The 16,824-nt window shown below is 41.5% G+C and carries 20 protein-coding genes; 6 read left to right on the top strand and 14 right to left on the bottom strand.

The window, feature by feature from the left end:
- Positions 1-21 precede the first annotated feature (21 nt).
- Together ACI3K6_RS10475 and ACI3K6_RS10470 are read right to left on the bottom strand one after the other, a co-directional pair.
- Positions 22-459, bottom strand: coding sequence for a DUF86 domain-containing protein (locus tag ACI3K6_RS10475; RefSeq protein WP_435554774.1), 438 nt, complete (start codon positions 457-459; stop codon positions 22-24).
- A 26-nt stretch (positions 460-485) separates the two neighbouring features.
- A complete protein-coding gene (locus tag ACI3K6_RS10470; RefSeq protein WP_435554773.1) occupies positions 486-1,790 on the bottom strand; it encodes an EAL domain-containing protein in 1,305 nt (434 codons plus the stop codon).
- A gap of 173 nt (positions 1,791-1,963) precedes the next feature.
- Between ACI3K6_RS10470 and ACI3K6_RS10465 the strand changes: the two genes are divergently transcribed.
- Positions 1,964-2,230 carry a DUF3055 domain-containing protein gene (locus ACI3K6_RS10465; RefSeq protein ID WP_435554772.1) on the top strand — a complete coding sequence of 89 codons (267 nt, stop codon included), beginning with the start codon at positions 1,964-1,966 and terminating at the stop codon, positions 2,228-2,230.
- A gap of 57 nt (positions 2,231-2,287) precedes the next feature.
- Complete coding sequence (locus ACI3K6_RS10460; protein WP_435554771.1) at positions 2,288-2,581, top strand: cytosolic protein; 294 nt, start codon at positions 2,288-2,290, stop codon at positions 2,579-2,581.
- A 29-nt stretch (positions 2,582-2,610) separates the two neighbouring features.
- On the opposite strand, the gene ACI3K6_RS10455 is transcribed toward ACI3K6_RS10460, so the two are convergent.
- The gene (locus tag ACI3K6_RS10455; RefSeq protein WP_435554770.1) at positions 2,611-2,886 is read right to left on the bottom strand and encodes a YutD family protein; all 276 of its coding nucleotides are present in this window, start codon (positions 2,884-2,886) and stop codon (positions 2,611-2,613) included.
- A 116-nt stretch (positions 2,887-3,002) separates the two neighbouring features.
- On the opposite strand from ACI3K6_RS10455, the gene ACI3K6_RS10450 reads away from it, so the two are divergent.
- Both ACI3K6_RS10450 and ACI3K6_RS10445 read left to right on the top strand, forming a co-directional pair.
- A complete protein-coding gene (locus ACI3K6_RS10450; protein WP_435554769.1) occupies positions 3,003-3,644 on the top strand; it encodes a YhcN/YlaJ family sporulation lipoprotein in 642 nt (213 codons plus the stop codon).
- Between the two features lie 115 nt (positions 3,645-3,759).
- Positions 3,760-4,065, top strand: a complete 306-nt coding sequence (locus ACI3K6_RS10445; protein ID WP_435554768.1) for a BC1872 family protein — start codon at positions 3,760-3,762, stop codon at positions 4,063-4,065.
- Between the two features lie 195 nt (positions 4,066-4,260).
- On the opposite strand, the gene lipA is transcribed toward ACI3K6_RS10445, so the two are convergent.
- Positions 4,261-5,184 carry a lipoyl synthase gene (lipA, locus tag ACI3K6_RS10440; RefSeq protein WP_435554767.1) on the bottom strand — a complete coding sequence of 308 codons (924 nt, stop codon included), beginning with the start codon at positions 5,182-5,184 and terminating at the stop codon, positions 4,261-4,263.
- Positions 5,185-5,444: 260 nt separating this feature from the next.
- Between lipA and ACI3K6_RS10435 the strand changes: the two genes are divergently transcribed.
- A complete protein-coding gene (locus ACI3K6_RS10435) occupies positions 5,445-6,455 on the top strand; it encodes a M23 family metallopeptidase (protein WP_435554766.1) in 1,011 nt (336 codons plus the stop codon).
- An 83-nt stretch (positions 6,456-6,538) separates the two neighbouring features.
- Here ACI3K6_RS10435 and yunB read toward each other — a convergent pair whose 3' ends face one another.
- The 5 genes from yunB to ACI3K6_RS10410 all read right to left on the bottom strand — a co-directional run bounded on the left by yunB (position 6,539) and on the right by ACI3K6_RS10410 (position 10,838).
- Entirely contained in the window at positions 6,539-7,348 is an 810-nt protein-coding gene (yunB, locus tag ACI3K6_RS10430) for a sporulation protein YunB (RefSeq protein WP_435554765.1), read from the bottom strand.
- A gap of 91 nt (positions 7,349-7,439) precedes the next feature.
- Positions 7,440-7,742, bottom strand: a complete 303-nt coding sequence (locus tag ACI3K6_RS10425) for a YunC family protein (protein WP_335477924.1) — start codon at positions 7,740-7,742, stop codon at positions 7,440-7,442.
- A 67-nt stretch (positions 7,743-7,809) separates the two neighbouring features.
- Positions 7,810-9,150, bottom strand: coding sequence for a bifunctional metallophosphatase/5'-nucleotidase (locus ACI3K6_RS10420; RefSeq protein ID WP_435554764.1), 1,341 nt, complete (start codon positions 9,148-9,150; stop codon positions 7,810-7,812).
- Between the two features lie 2 nt (positions 9,151-9,152).
- Positions 9,153-9,980 (bottom strand): sulfite exporter TauE/SafE family protein, encoded by an 828-nt coding sequence (locus tag ACI3K6_RS10415; RefSeq protein WP_435554763.1) that lies wholly within the window; start codon positions 9,978-9,980, stop codon positions 9,153-9,155.
- A 12-nt stretch (positions 9,981-9,992) separates the two neighbouring features.
- The gene (locus tag ACI3K6_RS10410; protein ID WP_435554762.1) at positions 9,993-10,838 is read right to left on the bottom strand and encodes a DUF72 domain-containing protein; all 846 of its coding nucleotides are present in this window, start codon (positions 10,836-10,838) and stop codon (positions 9,993-9,995) included.
- A 208-nt stretch (positions 10,839-11,046) separates the two neighbouring features.
- Here ACI3K6_RS10410 and ACI3K6_RS10405 point away from each other — a divergent pair, with 208 nt between their 5' ends.
- Entirely contained in the window at positions 11,047-11,292 is a 246-nt protein-coding gene (locus ACI3K6_RS10405) for a cation transporter (protein WP_435554761.1), read from the top strand.
- A 109-nt stretch (positions 11,293-11,401) separates the two neighbouring features.
- Here the strand turns inward: ACI3K6_RS10405 and sufB are convergent, their stop codons facing one another.
- The 5 genes from sufB to sufC are packed head-to-tail and all read right to left on the bottom strand — an operon-like array spanning position 11,402 to position 16,618.
- Complete coding sequence (gene sufB, locus ACI3K6_RS10400) at positions 11,402-12,799, bottom strand: Fe-S cluster assembly protein SufB (RefSeq protein WP_335477934.1); 1,398 nt, start codon at positions 12,797-12,799, stop codon at positions 11,402-11,404.
- Between the two features lie 51 nt (positions 12,800-12,850).
- A complete protein-coding gene (gene sufU, locus ACI3K6_RS10395) occupies positions 12,851-13,291 on the bottom strand; it encodes a Fe-S cluster assembly sulfur transfer protein SufU (protein ID WP_435554760.1) in 441 nt (146 codons plus the stop codon).
- On the bottom strand, positions 13,281-14,510 hold the full coding sequence (locus ACI3K6_RS10390) for a cysteine desulfurase (protein WP_435554759.1): 1,230 nt from the start codon (positions 14,508-14,510) through the stop codon (positions 13,281-13,283). The genes sufU and ACI3K6_RS10390 overlap by 11 nt, the downstream gene beginning before the upstream one ends.
- On the bottom strand, positions 14,507-15,814 hold the full coding sequence (gene sufD / locus ACI3K6_RS10385; RefSeq protein WP_435554758.1) for a Fe-S cluster assembly protein SufD: 1,308 nt from the start codon (positions 15,812-15,814) through the stop codon (positions 14,507-14,509). Before sufD ends, ACI3K6_RS10390 begins: the two co-directional genes overlap by 4 nt.
- 18 nt (positions 15,815-15,832) lie before the next feature.
- The gene (gene sufC, locus ACI3K6_RS10380; RefSeq protein ID WP_335477941.1) at positions 15,833-16,618 is read right to left on the bottom strand and encodes a Fe-S cluster assembly ATPase SufC; all 786 of its coding nucleotides are present in this window, start codon (positions 16,616-16,618) and stop codon (positions 15,833-15,835) included.
- Positions 16,619-16,824 lie beyond the last annotated feature (206 nt).

Raw genomic sequence — 16,824 nt, 5'->3', positions numbered from 1 at the left:
CCGTGCTTGACGGTCCAAAGATTAATTTCTAAAGGCGGATACTGGCCCCAATTCGTTTGTTAGGTAATCACGCACATTGCTGCTGAAAACTTCAAAGGCTGGCATTAGGGTAGAAAATTTCTCAGTCAGTTCGGCATGGTCAATTTCCGTGTAGAATTGAACCAATTTTTTTCGATATGAAATCAGAACTTTTAAGTTCTCCCCTGTTTCCTTTTTGACGACCTTTTCATCGATTAAAATATCAATTATGTCATCATAACTGCCAGGGTCGCGCATGATAAAACCGTCAATCATCGCATTCCCGACATCCAATACGGATTCAAGCATCATGTGGGTGAGCCGTTCCAGGGCTGCTTTTTCCAATGGTGTGTTCCATTTGTGCTGACTTTTGAAAAGACCCGTTTGTGTCTCAAGATAGAGTAAGGTGGTTTCAATTTTTTCACGATCAACAAAATACATGTGTTCCACTTCCTTTAGTATTAGAGCTAGTTCGCAATCTCATTCATTAGCAAAGTTGGCGGAGCGTAAAAATAACCTTGGGCCAGATCAACATTATTTCTTGTTAATACTAAGGCCTCATCTTCATTTTCAATACCTTCCGCAACCACCAATGAACCGGCTTCCCTGGCAACCAGCATTAATCCCTTTAACATCGACTCTTTTAAAGAATTTTTATCAATATTTTGAATGACAGAACGATCGATTTTAATAACGTCTGGCATGATTTCACTAATGGTGCTAAGGTTGGAATAGCCGGAGCCAGTATCATCCACAGCAATTTTATAACCCATTAGGCGCAATTTCTTGATATTGTAAGAGAAATTCTTTAAACCAGTAATGGAATCGTTTTCGGTTACTTCAAAAGTAATTTGTTTTGGCGAGATTCTACCGCCATATTTCCTCATCAAGTTCTCCAAATCTCTGGTAAAGCGAATATTCCCCAACGTAATGGGAGTGCAGTTAACAAAAAAATTACTTTTGTTTTTGTTTCCTTTTATTTGTTCAATTGCTTTTTCAATAACGAGCATTTCTAATTCATATAAGGTTCCAGTTTGCCTGGCCACAGAAAAGAGTGTTAACGGATTTTCAAGCGACGTCCCCTTTGGTCCGCGGGTTAAAATTTCCCATGCCCAAATTTCCTTTGTTTCCACGTCAATAATCGGCTGCGCCATTAAACGAATGTTCTTTTTTGAGATGATTTTCTTAATGTTGTAAATCATATTATCATATTTGGTCGCCAACCGTTTCTCAGCCATTGCAATCGCTTGTCTGTGTGCTTTTGCCACCATATCCTGGATGGTATAATGGTTTTTTTCAATAAACATATACCCGGTCTCAATGGTTAATGGAACCGAAGGGTATTCAGTTTGTAACCCCTGCTCGACAATAAGGGCAAGGTTTTTGACAAGTTGATCGATATCCGATAACCGGTACCGGTCATAGTCTACCTTAAGATAAAGGGTAATCCCTTCTCCATACTGATCATGGAGCATGATGATATCTTGTTCGTTCAATTCCTTTAACACAGCGAGACGAAATTGTTTCTTAATCTGTTTTATTAGCTGATGATGCTGGATTTGTGTCAGTTCTGCAGCAACATCGATAAAGTTTTGCAGGTTATAGACAATGACAACAACCTCTTTCCCTGATTGAATGGCAGCGGTTACACCCTCACTTACAGGGTCCCTCAATGTGAAAGAGGGTGGATAAAAACGCAATGATGAATGCGGCAACAATACCTTACCCCATTCGAGTATGCTGTTAGCCTTGTTAAGGTATCGACGAACCATTTCATTCATCCCTCGCGAGTCTCTGCAGATTTATCTACATTGTAACATATTTTGACAGATTTCGCGGCTTATTCCTGATTTATTTTACAATTTTTACGAAAATGACGTACCTCCCATAAATGATAAATATTTGGTACTATTAGAGAGTAAATAATCAAAAGGAGTCTGTTGCTGTGAGTGATCGCTTTTTTTTATATGATGATACAGAAAATACCAAAACACGATTTGTCAGTTTCGTTGGGGAAAACCAACGCTATGACTTGGCTATTGTCCAATCAGACCGCCATTACGGGAAGTTTTTGGTGTTAAATATGCAGGGAAATCGTTATGCCATCATTGGTCCAGATGATTTGGCGGAGGAAGGTTATTTGGAATATGCGTTTCAAATTTCGGAGGCGGAAGCGGAAGAGCTTAAATCGTTCCTAACAGAAATGTTGTAATGAGCTCATGTTTTTCACTCTTTTTGTCATAATAAGGTCAAAAGGAGTGAAAAATTCATGGGAAACAATGACTCTGAAAAATATACCGAACTTTCGAATGTGGAAAAGCAACGAAATTATTTGACGGCAGAGGAATTTCCAGACGGCCCCTTTGGCTCGCCGATTAGACAGGATGAGCCGGTTCAGCTAAAAAGCACACCTTGGAAAGAGGGACAGCGCCGGTATAGCAATTTTAATTATGAATTTAAATCTCTCCATCAGGATCTACCTCGACAAATGGAAGGTGCTCACCCTACCCACGATGATCCGGCAACGGATGATCAGGAACCTTATAAAAAGGCAAATCAATAAAAAAAGCGGAGGCGCTCAGTGCTTCCGCTTTATTTTTTGACTTTTTTTATGACAAAATAGGCACAGCCGAAATTGCAGTATTCGTACAAGTATTCACTGATGGTGCTGATTTTTGTATCAAAGGTGGCTTTTTGATTTTGGTCGTCGAAAAAACCCTTTAACCGGAGTTGGCCGTAACCCCAATCGCCCACAATGTAATCATATCTTGATAAAATATCACTGTATCTCGCTTTAAACGCCTCTTCATTAAAGGCATCGCGAAATTCCTGCACAAGTTCATATGAAGTATTGTTAACGGTAATCATTCTATTGTCACCTCTTTTTGCCAGACAATTCTAATTCCCATTATAACCGATTCCCCATGAATTACTAAGAAAAAAAACAATCCTATTGGTAAATCTATAAAAAGGAGGTGTTTTAGTTGAAAAAACTGGCTATAATCATCGGATTATGCTCCATGACCGCTCTTTCCGCCTGTTCTAGGGATTCTGCCAATCAGGATGTATATGAGGAAAGCGGCAATACCATTAACGTGAACAATAAACGCCATGAACTTTATCGTGAGGGCGGTGCTAACGGAGTCCGCAATGTCAGCAATGATTACGGATTTGTCCGGCATCAAAAAAGCCCAATTATGAATGATAATACCAGCAATGCGAGTTATGCTGCCATGGACCGGGAGCAGGTCGCACACGTGATCAGCAGTCTGAGTACGAGTATTCCACACGTGAATGATGTCGCAACCCTTGTCACCGACCAGGAAGTGTTAATAGCGTATCGAACCAACTCAAAAGATCGCCATTTAACCGCTGATCAAGTGAAAAAGACAGGGATGTCTGTTGTACCAAGATACTATCATGTCTATGTGACCGATAATAAGCATTTACTTCGAGATGTAGAGAATTTAGCCAGTCTGGATTCGACAGGCAAAAATTCCCGGGATCAAGTAAACTATGTCATTTCACAAATGAAAAAGTCTCCCCAAGGGGCACGTATGAACAATAGTGAAGATGAAAATGGTCTGACACCGGATGATTATAAGACCAATAACGTCCCAAAATAAAAATTTTTAATAAGTTCAGTCCTTTTTTCGGGGCTGAACTTTTTAACGATGTCTTTTCCGTTGTGGAACATGATAAAATAGTTTGAAGGCACGAGGGAAAAGGAGTCGGGGGCAGATGAATAAGGTAGAGATTATTGCACGCCGAGTTATGGGATGGACATTGAATCGGTGGGATCGTTGGTATGATTTTGAAAACGGTGCTTTTATAGCCGTTTCTGATTTTCAACCACAGCAGAACTTGGACCACGCGATGCTTATTGTTGAAAGGATGAAGAGTTTAGGATTTACATATAGGACAAATGGGGTTTCAGAGGCATGCTTTAATGAAGTATGCGAGAGCGGTGAAACGTTGGCTGAGGCGATTACCAATGCAGCCTTCTCTATAGCCGATAATAGCCCGATTGATGAAGGATGGCTGTAGTAGATTACAGTCATTTTTTTATTTAAACTGGTGCCAATGAAACCGATTATACTGAAATTTTCGTTTTCAGGTTGGCAGCCCGGATCTATGTGACCTGTTTTACGGGGAGTCTTCAGTTTTCGGGCTGGCAGCAAAGCGAGCTACAAAAAAACACACGCCTTATTCCCTGCTGAGAGGTGGGCGTGTGCGTTTATTTTATGCTTCTTGTGCGTTTTGTTCCCCTAGCAACTGCTTATGCTTGGCGGCTGCATTTACCTGCTCGTCCGCATGATAAGAGGAACGAACCAGCGGGCCTGCCTCACAATGGCTAAAACCTTTGCTGATGGCAATCTCACGCAATTCATTAAACTCATCTGGGCTATAATATTTTTCAACCTTTAAATGGCTCTTTGTCGGTTGTAAATATTGTCCGATTGTCATGATATCAACATGATTTGCTCTAAGATCGTCCATAACCTCTATAATTTCCTCTTTTGTTTCACCTAGACCCACCATTAAGCTGGATTTGGTCGGAATGCTTGGATACATTTCCTTGGCACGGCGAAGAAATTCAAGGGATCGATCATATTTTGCCCGGGCACGGACTCTTGGAGTCAGGCGTTGGACGGTTTCAATATTATGATTTAAGATATCAGGCTTAGCATCCATTAACGTTCGTAAATTCTCTTCTTTACCACCCATATCAGATGGTAGCACTTCGATACTTGTGAATGGATTTTTCCTACGGATCGCGCGAATTGTTTCAGCGAAAACAGCAGCACCGCCATCCTTCAAATCATCGCGAGCTACAGCTGTTACAACCACATGTTTTAAGTTCATTAACTGAACAGAATCCGCCACTCTTTCCGGCTCTTGCCAATCGAGTTCCGTCGGTAATCCTGTTTTAACTGCACAAAATCGGCAGGCACGTGTACATGTATCGCCGAGAATCATGAAAGTTGCTGTACGGCGGGAACCCCAGCACTCATGAATATTCGGGCAGCGTGCCTCCTCACAAACCGTATGAAGACCTTGCTCCCTCATCAGCTTCTTCAAACCTGTATATGACTCATTCGTATTCAACTTAATCTTCAACCACTCGGGCTTCCGCAAAACATCCTCATTCCGCTTACTTCCCATATCAAAACACCCCTTGCTTAAACAACTCTAAATAACAATTCTACTGTTGTCACTTTAACATACTCTAAAACCTACGACAAGCAAATGAGGCCACTCCCTTCAGTTTTTCCTATACCCACTTCGGAAAAAGGAGTTGTCCGCCCCACGTGAACAAAATCGCCAGTTTTGTCTTTTTGCGGTGCCTGTCACCTTTTTCCATTTATTGTTATTATGAAATTTGATTGTTTTCATAAACTATGTTTGTACTTTAATTTGGAAGGATGATTCCTGTGAGGTCTGTTCTGTTTTTGGGGGCTTTCCTTTTGTTTTTGTCTTCGGCTTTTGGTGCTGGGGAGGTTCAGGCGAAGGAGGCTGAGGTTGATCTTTATCAGGAGAGAATGAGGTTGTATAGGAAGATGGAGGTTGTGACGCAGATTCCGTGGTATTATTTGGCGGCGATTGATCAGTATGAGCGGAGTGTTCGTCTGGCCCGCCGGGATTTGCCGAAGGCGGAGGGTGCTATTGGGATTTATTTTCGCCCGGAGCAATGGTCGGGGCTTACCAATCCAAATCTTATGGAAGAGAATCCTGCTATTATTCAGTTTTTTAATGGAATCGGCGTTGATGGGAATGGCGACGGTAAGGCAAGCCTTAAGAGTGATGATGATGTGTTGTATGCCTTTGCCCATTATCTTCAGTCCTATGGAGTAGACCATGATAATATTAAAATAGGCTTGTGGAACTATTACCATCGGGATAAAACGGTTGGAATTATTGCCGGGAAGGCAAAAATTTACAAGCATTTCGGACGAATCGATTTGGATAAACAGGTTTTCCCTGTGCCGCTTTACAGCAATCACAGCTATCGCAGCACTTGGGGAGATGCCAGGGGCTGGGGTGGCCGAAGGATTCATGAAGGCACAGATATCTTTGCCGGATATGGTGTCCCTGTCAGAGCTACCTGCTATGGGATCATTGAGATGAAAGGCTGGAACAAATTTGGTGGCTGGAGAATTGGAATACGAGACATCAACAACACGTATCACTATTTTGCCCATCTTAGTGGCTTTGCTAGGAATATTATGGTTGGACAAGTCGTAGAGCCAGGCATGGTCATCGGCGGAGTCGGAAGCTCAGGCTACGGGCCACCGGGAACCTCAGGCAAATTCCCTCCACACTTGCACTATGGGATGTATAAGGATAATGGATTGACAGAATGGTCTTTTGACCCCTATCCGCATTTAGCACGATGGAAGTATCTAGAACGAGTGGAATTACGGAAAAAGAAATAAAAGCTGCCCGAAATTTCTTGTCCCGCGACCTTAACAGCATTTGCCAAGGTCATGGGACAGGAACTTTAGAAATGGGCAGCTTGTTAATTTCCTGATTTTTTTGTTTCCGCTTTCTTCGTTTCTGATTTCTTTTCTGGAATTTGAATGGAAGGTGTAACGCCACCCCCACTATTATAAAATTGCGGCACATCTCCTTCGATTAAGGCACTTCCCACCGGGATGCTTTGCGTTAGCTTAGTAATTTTTGTGGCAAACGGTGTAATGATTTGAACAGAAACTTCAACATGAATCAAAACATCTACCCACGTATTGTTAATTCCCATCTGTTTCGTCTCGATTTTCACATCCGGTTCTACTTCACCAATTGCATGAAATTTCACTGGGATTTTGGGCCCTAAGTTTCCCAGCAGAGAAATATTTGAGGCCTGCCCTAGCGGTACATACCAAACAATGCCGTCCTCTTTGGAAATATTTTCAGTTTCAATTTCCACATCCGTAATTTGCTCTAAGGATGCAATATCTCCACGTTTAGCCGCTTTTAAGTTCTTTTGAATTTGCGCTGTTGTTTCCGCTAAAACCCGATTAATCAAATCTGTATTCAGTTGAGCATTCTGTCCAGAACCATTGCTTCCGGGCAAAATTTCAATGACTTTATTGTTTTCCCCTATATTCGTTGTCCGCTTGGTAATAGCCTTATTAATGACAATGGAGGCTATATTCCGGGTTTCAGACTCTGCATAACGCATCAATGCGGGCTCAATCCCTCTGTTTACCAGCCAGAGGCCAATAGCAGTGGATAAAAGGAAACATACAAATGAGAGCAGCAACACATAACGAAAAGGCAGCGGTCCCCGCTTTCCAAGCCGTCTGCGAAATTTTGCCAATTGAATCACCCCTTCAAGCTATATGTATGCCAAAATAGGGTGAACTTGCCCATTAAATAATAACACTCATAAAGAAAAAGCTTGCCACTAAAAGCAAGCTTTAAATCATTTTCAATAATGCATCCCTGCCGATCATGCCTTTGTAAATACCCAGTTCCTCCGCTTCATAGGTCACCGATTCCAGTGGGGCATCCAGCAGCTGGTCAATCGTTCTTACCCCGACTGCCCGGCCGGCGATGATTTTACGGTCCTTTAACTGGTCATTTAGCAATCCGACATCCAAGGCACCGCACATGATATATCCTTTATCATTCGACACAGCCAGCAAAGTTGTTTTTGGCAGTAACACAGAAACAGCCAGAAACGTATGTCCGTTTATTTCAACTGGTGAAAGATTGATCAATTTCCCACGCTCCTTTCCCTACTATCACTTTATGAAAAGGTGGGAATATGCGTGTCTATACAACTGCCTATTGGGTTTTCAACTTCCATTTTAAAATGTCGCGCAAAAACTCCGGCAGGAAATATTTTTTTTGTTTCTTCGGAACAACCTCTTTGAAAAAATGGCCAAAGGTAAACATATCTGGAAGTGCTAAGGAATAGGTTTGGTGCGGATCCAAAGAATTTTGGTTTACAACCCATCCATCTTCACTTAACTCGATACCATCATATACAAAAGATCCAATAACGGTTCCCCGGAAACCTAACCCTTTAAGCTCGCGATGAGTTAACTGTTCATCTTTTGTTTCTTGTAAAATGGACAGTAACTCAGCACCACTTACCTTAATCACACAAGGATTAATCGGATGCGGGCAAACATTTAGCAGGTCAAACTCCGTTACCTCTCCTGATAACGTCCCAAGGAGCAGGCCTCCATTCACAATTGAACAATCTGTCTTGCACCATTCCCTTAAGGCTTGTCCTAAAAAAACAGAGAAATTTGTTTTCTGAAATGGATTTGCCTTTAATGGCGTATCTAAATGCGCAATCGGACTATTTAAAAGCTGCCTGCCGCTATTATAATAGGACTCAATTATGTCTTCCTCTTTTTCAACAGCAGGCAACTCCAATACGTCATAAAGACAAGCTTTTTTACTCTTGATCATTTTATCTTCGTCCACATGGAGTGTGACTTGGCCAACATAATAACCAAATTTGCCGGCAGCCCCCAGCAATGTTTCTCCAATCAACTTTCCTTCCTTCAGGAAATGATGCGTATGTGCCCCGAGAATCACATCGATCCCCGTAATCTCTTCAGCGATTTGTTCATCATCATGAATACCCAGATGAGACAGCAAAATAATAACATCTGCTTCCTTTTTTAATACCGGCATCCATTTTTTCAACTCCGGTATCGGATCCGTTACTTTCCAACCAAGTTGCTCATATAAAACTGCAAATTTAGCTGTGAGACCGATTACCCCGATTTTGGTCCCCTTTTTTGTTTGGTAAATCTTATATGGCTTCACCCAGCTTGGCAAGTCTCCGTTTTTTCGAAAAAAATTGGCCACGATTACTTCAAATTTTGCCTCGTCATATAGATGTTCTAAATCCTCATTGGGTAAGTTGACCCCTTCATTGTTTCCAATCGTTACTGCAGTATATTGACACTCATTTAAAAGTTGAATGTTACCTGTTCCCTTTGTTGCTTCTGTAAAGGGATGCCACCGGTCAATAAAATCCCCAATATCAAATAAGAATACATCCTCATTATGATGGATGGTCTTCATCTTCAAAAGTTCCTGTATGCGCGGCCAGTTTTCAAAATGACTGTGCACATCATTTGTATGATAAATATGTATCGTTTCCATGTTTATGATCCCGTCATTCCTTGATAAATTAAGCGAACTCCTACTACGACAAGTATAATTCGAATAATCCAGACAATTGTTTTACTCTTTAATTTTGTATTTAAAAATACCCCGACTTTTGCGCCGATCCACGCACCCGGAATCAATGCCAATGCATACAGCCAATCCACATTCCCCAAGGATATATGAGTAATCGAGCTGAGGATCGAGGTTGGCAAGATCATGAACATTGAAGTTGCCGTGGCCACATGCGGCGGGAAGAAAAATAAGAGGATCATGGTGGGTACCATTAACGATCCGCCGCCAATTCCGAAAATACCAGAGAGGAATCCGACGACAAAAGCAATTAGGACACCGACAATCGGATTATACCCATATTCAAAGGTCTTCCCGCTGTTGTCAGTAAACGTCCGGTGAATTCCCTTGTCCTTTCGATACGGTATCGGCTTTAATTTATCCCTAACGAGCATAACGATTGATACAAAGATAATAAACAAACCGAAATATAAACTAAATGAATGCAAATTTAATTTCTCGGTTACCCATGCGCCGATAATACTCCCTGGACCGCTGCCTATTAAGAAAATCAGGCCGCTTTTGTAATCCACTGTTTTGTGCTTCATGTAAGCCAATGTGGATGATAGGCCGGTAAAAATCATTGTAAACAGAGAGGTTCCTACAACCACCTGTGGTGTTAAGGGATGGCTTAGGAATGATAAGGTTGATAAGTACAACAGGGCCGGAACAACAATAATGCCACCACCCATGCCAATCAGTGACCCTAAAGAGCTAGCAGCAATCCCAATTAACACTAAAATAATCCATTCCATTTAATCACCTTCTTAAAATAGATCCAGCTGTCTTGGAGCTAGGCATTCGTATTCGATTTGTAACAGCTCCATCATTTGCTTCGCATTGTAAGCGGCATCCCCGCCTGAATTGTTGTTAAATAAAAGATACACATCCGTGCATTGTTTTGCTAATGCTTGGATTTGCACGACCCATTCATTCAATTCCTTGTGATTATAGCGGTATAGATAGCGAACTTCCCGCCAATCCACAACAGTACGTTTTTGCCAGCCATGAGTGTTGCGGCCATGGAATCTAATGAGGACTTTTTCTTGTGTGGTCGGCTCTAAAATAGTCGGAACCGAGCCTTCTCCAGATTGTGGCTCATCACAAATGCTGTGTATCCAATTTTCTGCTTTCATAAACTCTAGTGTTTTTTGACGGTATGTTGGTATGAACCATGATTGATGCCTAAATTCCAGAGCGCAGGGAATATCGCCCATCTCAATCTTGCACCATCGCAAATAGTCAACATTTTCACGTCTGCATTCAAACCAAGGCGGAAATTGAAACAGCGCCATTGCTAATTTATTTTTTTCTATATACGGCTCTAATGAGTCCTGAAAAGCTTGAAACATTTCTTGTTTTGACTGAAACGGGATCTCACCACGCATATGCCCAGTCATCCCCTGGTAGGCCTTGACAATAAATTGGAAGTTCTCTGGCGTTTCATTGACCCATTTCAATGCATTGCGCTTTGGCTGAATCGCGTAAAACGCTGAATCTACCTCTACAATAGGAAAATGCCCCGCGTATTCCTTTAGCTTATCCTTTGATGATATTTGACCTGGATACAAAGAATCGTGATCGCCCCAGCCGGTGACACCAATATAGATCAATAAAACTCACCTCCATTAATTTATAATAGCATAACCATAATTATTTTTTCCGTTTGAGGTACTTGTAACTTTTCCGTACGACCTGAGTCATAATTTTTTATACAAAAATTGACCTACATCAAGTTTCGATTGTTTCTGCAGCATTATAATAAAATTTGAAAACATCATTGATATAGGAATTACTAACCAGAAGGGGATCGATATATTTATGGACCAAGTTACTGTCTATGTCATGGGAATATGCTGTTTGAACAGCATTCAGACTATAGAGCAAAAGATAACATCAATGAGAGGGATTATTTCCTTTAAAGGTTTATTGCCAAAAGGGAAAATAGTGATAAAATTTAAACCAAGTTTGGTCAATCATATGAAGATTATTCATACAATTGAAGAGCATGGGTTCGCCATTGCCAAGTTGGTTCATCAAGAACAAAACAAGGAAATTTATGATTGAATATATAGGGACATGGGGACATTCAAGCTGCTTTTGAATCGTCCCTTTTACTTTTTTATAACTAGAAAAAAAGACGAACTTCAAAAGTCCGTCTCTTTTAAAAAATTGGTTATCCAATAGAACCTTCCATTTCGAACTTGATCAAACGATTCATCTCAACGGCGTATTCCATTGGAAGTTCCTTAGTGAATGGTTCGATGAAGCCCATGACGATCATTTCAGTTGCTTCCTGTTCGGAAATTCCACGGCTCATCAAGTAGAAGAGTTGCTCTTCAGACACTTTGGAAACCTTGGCTTCGTGCTCAAGTGAAATGTTGTCGTTTAGGATTTCGTTAAATGGAATGGTATCTGATGTGGATTGGTTATCCATAATCAGCGTATCGCACTCGATGTTGGCACGGGCTCCGTCTGCCTTACGTCCGAAGTGTACGATACCACGGTACGTTACTTTACCACCGTGTTTAGAGATTGACTTAGACACGATCGTGGAAGACGTGTTAGGTGCCAAATGAATCATTTTCGCACCAGCATCCTGATGCTGACCTTTACCGGCAATCGCGATGGATAATGTCATACCACGGGCACCTTCGCCTTTTAAAATAACAGCTGGATATTTCATCGTTAATTTTGAACCGATGTTCCCGTCAATCCATTCCATTGTGGCATTCTCTTCACAAACCGCACGCTTGGTAACGAGATTGTAAACGTTATTTGCCCAGTTTTGGATAGTAGTGTAGCGGCAGTAAGCACCTTTTTTGATAATGATTTCTACAACGGCACTATGAAGTGAGTTTGTTGTATATACTGGAGCTGTACAACCTTCAACGTAGTGTACATGCGCACCTTCGTCAACGATGATCAAGGTTCTTTCGAATTGTCCCATGTTTTCGGAGTTGATGCGGAAGTACGCCTGTAATGGAGTATCCACTTTCACGCCTGGTGGAACATAAATGAAAGAACCGCCAGACCATACAGCTGAGTTCAATGCTGCAAATTTGTTATCCGTTGGCGGGATCACTTTTGCCCAGTGCTCACGGAAGATATCTTCGTTTTCACGAAGCGCGGAATCAGTGTCCTTGAAGACGATACCTAGTGCTTCTAGATCTTCCTTCATGTTGTGGTATACAACCTCAGATTCGTACTGAGCAGATACACCAGCAAGATATTTCTGCTCAGCTTCCGGAATACCAAGCTTATCGAATGTGGCCTTAATTTCTTCTGGTACCTCATCCCAAGATTTCTCGGATTTCTCAGAAGGTTTTACATAGTAGGTAATTTCATCAAAATTTAATGACTTTAAATCTCCGCCCCATTGTGGCATTGGCATGTTATAAAAATGCTCAAGCGATTTTAAACGGAAATCAAGCATCCATTGTGGTTCGCTCTTCATTTTTGAAATCTCTTCCACAATCTCGCGTGTTAAGCCGCGTTTTGAGCGGAAGATGGAAACGTCTTTGTCGGCAAAACCATATTTATAATCACCGATTTCAGGCATCTTTTTTGCCATCGTCGTAATCCTCCTTCATAAACAACCGGGGCTCGGAACAGCCCCATCGTTTTATTGTTGTCCCTCTTCCTTCAATCCTTTTTCCATCGCCTTCCACGCTAATGTGGCACATTTAATTCTGGCAGGAAACTTGGAAACACCTTGAAGTGCTTCAATATCGCCTAAATCGATATCGTCATCGAACTCTTTTCCCTGAATCATATCGGAAAAAATCGTCGCAAGCTTTAACGCTTCTTCAACCTTTTTCCCTTTAATAGCTTGTGTCATCATCGAGGCAGACGACATCGAGATGGAACAGCCTTCTCCTTCGTATCTTGCATTGGTGACAATTCCGTCCTCTACTTTTAGGCTTAGCTGAATGCGGTCACCGCAAGTTGGGTTATTCATATTAATCGTATGGTTACCATCCTCTAATATTCCACGGTTACGTGGGTTTTTATAATGGTCCATAATCACTCTTCGGTATAATGCATCTAAATTATTAGAAGACATCGCTGAAATACTCCTTTGTTTTGACAAGCCCTTCAACGAGTTTATCAATATCTTCTTCCGTATTGTATAAATAAAAGCTAGCACGAGCCGTTGCTGACACGTTCAGCCATTTCATCAGTGGCTGTGCGCAGTGATGTCCGGCACGGACAGCGATTCCTTCTGCATCAAGAACCGTTGCGACATCGTGCGGGTGAACATCGTTAATATTAAAAGTGACTAGTCCGCCACGCTTAGCTGCATCCAGTGGACCATAAATGGTGATGCCTTCAATAGAAGACATTTTATCTAAAGCATATGCCGCAAGCTTGTGCTCATGCTCCGCAATTTGATCCAAACCAATTTCATTTAAAAAGTCGATGGCTGCACCAAGACCAATTGCACCGGCAATAATCGGAGTACCACCTTCAAACTTCCACGGAAGTTCTTTCCAAGTTGATTCGTACAATTGTACAAAGTCAATCATTTCGCCGCCAAACTCAATCGGCTCCATGTTCTCAAGCAAATGCTTTTTGCCGTATAACACACCGATTCCTGTTGGAGCGCACATCTTATGACCGGAAAACGCAAAGAAATCACAATCCAAATCTTGAACATCAATTTTCAGGTGGGGAGCACTTTGCGCACCGTCCACCACCATGATTGCACCATTTTCATGGGCGATTTGAGCGATTTCCTTCACTGGATTAATGGTGCCAAGTACATTCGATACTTGCATTACGGAGACGATTTTTGTATTCGGAGTAATCGTCGCTCTGGCATCTTCCAAAGAAATCGTGCCATCCGCCTGCAGCGGAATGTATTTCAGCTGTGCCCCAGTTCGTTTAGCTACTTGCTGCCACGGAATAATATTGCTGTGATGCTCCATGTACGTAATGACGATTTCATCGCCCTGCTTCAGGTTTGCAGCCGCATAGCTGTGCGCGATCGTATTTAGAGAGGTTGTCGTTCCTCTTGTAAAAATCACTTCCTGAATTGATTTTGCGTTAATGAAATTACGAACCTTTTCACGAGCGCCTTCGTAAGCATCCGTTGCTCTTGTTCCTAGTGTATGCACACCGCGATGGACATTCGAATTGTATCCGCGGTAGTAATCTTCTATTGTTTCAATGACTTTAATCGGCTTCTGAGAAGTAGCCGAACTGTCTAAATAAACAAGCGGATGACCATTTACTTCCTGGTCTAAAATGGGAAACTGTTGGCGAATATCGCTTATATTCATGAGCGAACTTTCCTTTCAATAACTTCCGTTAATTGTTCTTTTACCTTTTCAATTGGAAGTTGTTTAACCACAGGTGCCAGGAATCCGTGAATGACTAAACGCTCTGCTTCACGTTTTGGAATCCCACGGCTCATCAGATAATAAAGTTGAACCGGATCCACGCGTCCGACAGAAGCGGCATGTCCTGCCATTACATCGTCTTCATCTATTAAAAGAATTGGGTTGGCATCCCCACGTGCTTTTTCACTAAGCATCAAGACACGGGATGTTTGTTCAGCATCTGATTTGGATGCTCCGTGTTCAATTTTACCAATGCCGTTAAAAATTAAGGTTGAGTTATCTTTTACAACACCATGATTTAAAATATTGCCTTGCGTGTGTTTTCCAAAGTGCACTACCTTTGTGGTAAAGTTTTGCGTTTGCTCGCCACGCCCGACAACCACTGTTTTCGTATCACCAGTAGAGCCGTCACCAAGTAAGTTAGTTGTATTTTCGGAAATAGTATTCCCTTCATTCATTAGGCCAAGTGCCCAATCAATACGGGAATCTCTGCCGGCCACCCCGCGGCGATTTACATACGTTGTAACCCCTTTTGCCAAGTGATCAACAGCACCATACTGAACCCTTGCATTCGTATTCGCCACGACTTCGGTTAAAATATTCATTAAACTATTTGAGTTTTCCACCGTGGAAATGTAGTTTTCTACGTATGTGACGGAGCTATTATCATCTGCTACCACAATAACATGATTAAATAAATTAGCATCTTCATGGTCATGAACGAAAACTGTTTGAATTGGCTCAGAAACTTCTACATTTTTTGGAACATATAGAAAAACCCCGCCGTTCACAAGCGCGGCATGAAGAGCTGTTAAACGATGCTCATCAGCATTGATTGCTTGAGTCATATAATATTTTTTCAATAATTCCCCATGCTCTCTTGCAGCTGTAAAAATATCTGTGAAAATGACTCCTTGATTTTTCAAGGTTTCAGACAATGATAAGTAAGCCGTGGATTGATTGCGTTGTACATATAAATTTTGATTATCCAGATCGACTAATGACTTTACTGCCTCAGGAAGTTCTTCGAGCGAAGCAAACCCTGAGCTTTTTACAGTATGCTGCTGGAATTGTGTGAAATTCCATTTATCAATCTTCGTCTTATCTGGTCTTGGCATTGGAAGCTCTTCAAATTGCTCCAACGCTTTAAGACGAAACTCGGCCAACCATGCAGGCTCATTCATTTCCTTGGAAAAGGAACTCACAAACCCCTTATCAAACGGTAATTTTGTTTCTGTTGTCATGTTAATCCTCCTAACCGCTTACGCTTCTTGCTCAACTGTTTCATCTTCAATTCCAAGCTCTTGCTTGATCCAGTCATATCCTTCCGCTTCTAAGCGCTGTGCAAGCTCTGGTCCGCCGGATTTAACAACTCGGCCTTGCATCATGACATGCACATGGTCAGGAGTGATATAGTCCAATAGACGTTGATAGTGGGTAATAATTAAGCAGCCAAACTCTTCGCTGCGCATTTCGTTGACACCTTTTGAAACTACTTTTAATGCATCGATATCTAAACCTGAGTCAATTTCGTCAAGGATGGCGATTTTAGGCTCAAGCATCATTAGTTGTAAAATTTCATTTCGCTTTTTCTCCCCGCCAGAGAAGCCTTCGTTCAGATAACGCTGTGCCATATCAAGATCCATTTCTAAAAATTCCATTTGTTTATCCATTTTACGGATGAATTTCATTAATGAAATCTCATTGCCTTCCCCAAGGCGGCTGTTGATGGCAGAACGTAAAAAGTCAGCGTTGGTTACGCCGTTAATTTCACTTGGGTATTGCATCGCTAAAAACAGACCCGCACGAGCGCGCTCATCCACTTCCATTTCAAGTACATCTTTTCCATCAAGTGTAATGCTGCCGCTTGTTACCTCATATTTTGGATGTCCCATGATGGCGGAAGATAAAGTAGATTTACCTGTTCCGTTAGGTCCCATGATCGCGTGAATTTCTCCGCCCTTTATTTCAAGGTTTACACCTTTTAAAATTTCTTTCCCCTCAATTGCAACATGCAGATCTTTGATTGTTAAAGTTGATCCAGCCATTTTTATACCTCCGAAAAATGTTTTGTATCTTTTGAACCCTATTGGAAAATAACTGCATTCTCAATCTATTCTCATTACAATCTTATAACAAATGAAATCTATTATCAACTTTTATGTGTTAATAACTATTTTATATTTTCACTGATTTAATTCTAAATGAGAATCAAAGTAACTTATAGTTTGAAAATTCAGCCTAATTTGTTTTA

Origin of the sequence: Neobacillus solisequens, from assembly GCF_051233465.1 — a bacterium.
Classification (GTDB): domain Bacteria; phylum Bacillota; class Bacilli; order Bacillales; family Cytobacillaceae; genus Neobacillus.
This window is presented reverse-complemented; position numbering and strand designations above follow the sequence as displayed.

Bases quoted from the DNA above. Each gene is read 5' to 3' on its own strand.
- ACI3K6_RS10475 (WP_435554774.1), bottom strand. From the start codon at position 459: ATGTATTTTGTTGATCGTGAAAAAATTGAAACCACCTTACTCTATCTT.
- ACI3K6_RS10470 (WP_435554773.1), bottom strand. From the start codon at position 1,790: ATGGTTCGTCGATACCTTAACAAGGCTAACAGCATACTCGAATGGGGT.
- ACI3K6_RS10460 (WP_435554771.1), top strand. From the start codon at position 2,288: ATGGGAAACAATGACTCTGAAAAATATACCGAACTTTCGAATGTGGAA.
- ACI3K6_RS10455 (WP_435554770.1), bottom strand. From the start codon at position 2,886: ATGATTACCGTTAACAATACTTCATATGAACTTGTGCAGGAATTTCGC.
- ACI3K6_RS10445 (WP_435554768.1), top strand. From the start codon at position 3,760: ATGAATAAGGTAGAGATTATTGCACGCCGAGTTATGGGATGGACATTG.
- lipA (WP_435554767.1), bottom strand. From the start codon at position 5,184: ATGGGAAGTAAGCGGAATGAGGATGTTTTGCGGAAGCCCGAGTGGTTG.
- ACI3K6_RS10435 (WP_435554766.1), top strand. From the start codon at position 5,445: ATGATTCCTGTGAGGTCTGTTCTGTTTTTGGGGGCTTTCCTTTTGTTT.
- ACI3K6_RS10420 (WP_435554764.1), bottom strand. From the start codon at position 9,150: ATGGAAACGATACATATTTATCATACAAATGATGTGCACAGTCATTTT.
- ACI3K6_RS10415 (WP_435554763.1), bottom strand. From the start codon at position 9,980: ATGGAATGGATTATTTTAGTGTTAATTGGGATTGCTGCTAGCTCTTTA.
- ACI3K6_RS10405 (WP_435554761.1), top strand. From the start codon at position 11,047: ATGGACCAAGTTACTGTCTATGTCATGGGAATATGCTGTTTGAACAGC.
- sufB (WP_335477934.1), bottom strand. From the start codon at position 12,799: ATGGCAAAAAAGATGCCTGAAATCGGTGATTATAAATATGGTTTTGCC.
- sufU (WP_435554760.1), bottom strand. From the start codon at position 13,291: ATGTCTTCTAATAATTTAGATGCATTATACCGAAGAGTGATTATGGAC.
- ACI3K6_RS10390 (WP_435554759.1), bottom strand. From the start codon at position 14,510: ATGAATATAAGCGATATTCGCCAACAGTTTCCCATTTTAGACCAGGAA.
- sufD (WP_435554758.1), bottom strand. From the start codon at position 15,814: ATGACAACAGAAACAAAATTACCGTTTGATAAGGGGTTTGTGAGTTCC.
- sufC (WP_335477941.1), bottom strand. From the start codon at position 16,618: ATGGCTGGATCAACTTTAACAATCAAAGATCTGCATGTTGCAATTGAG.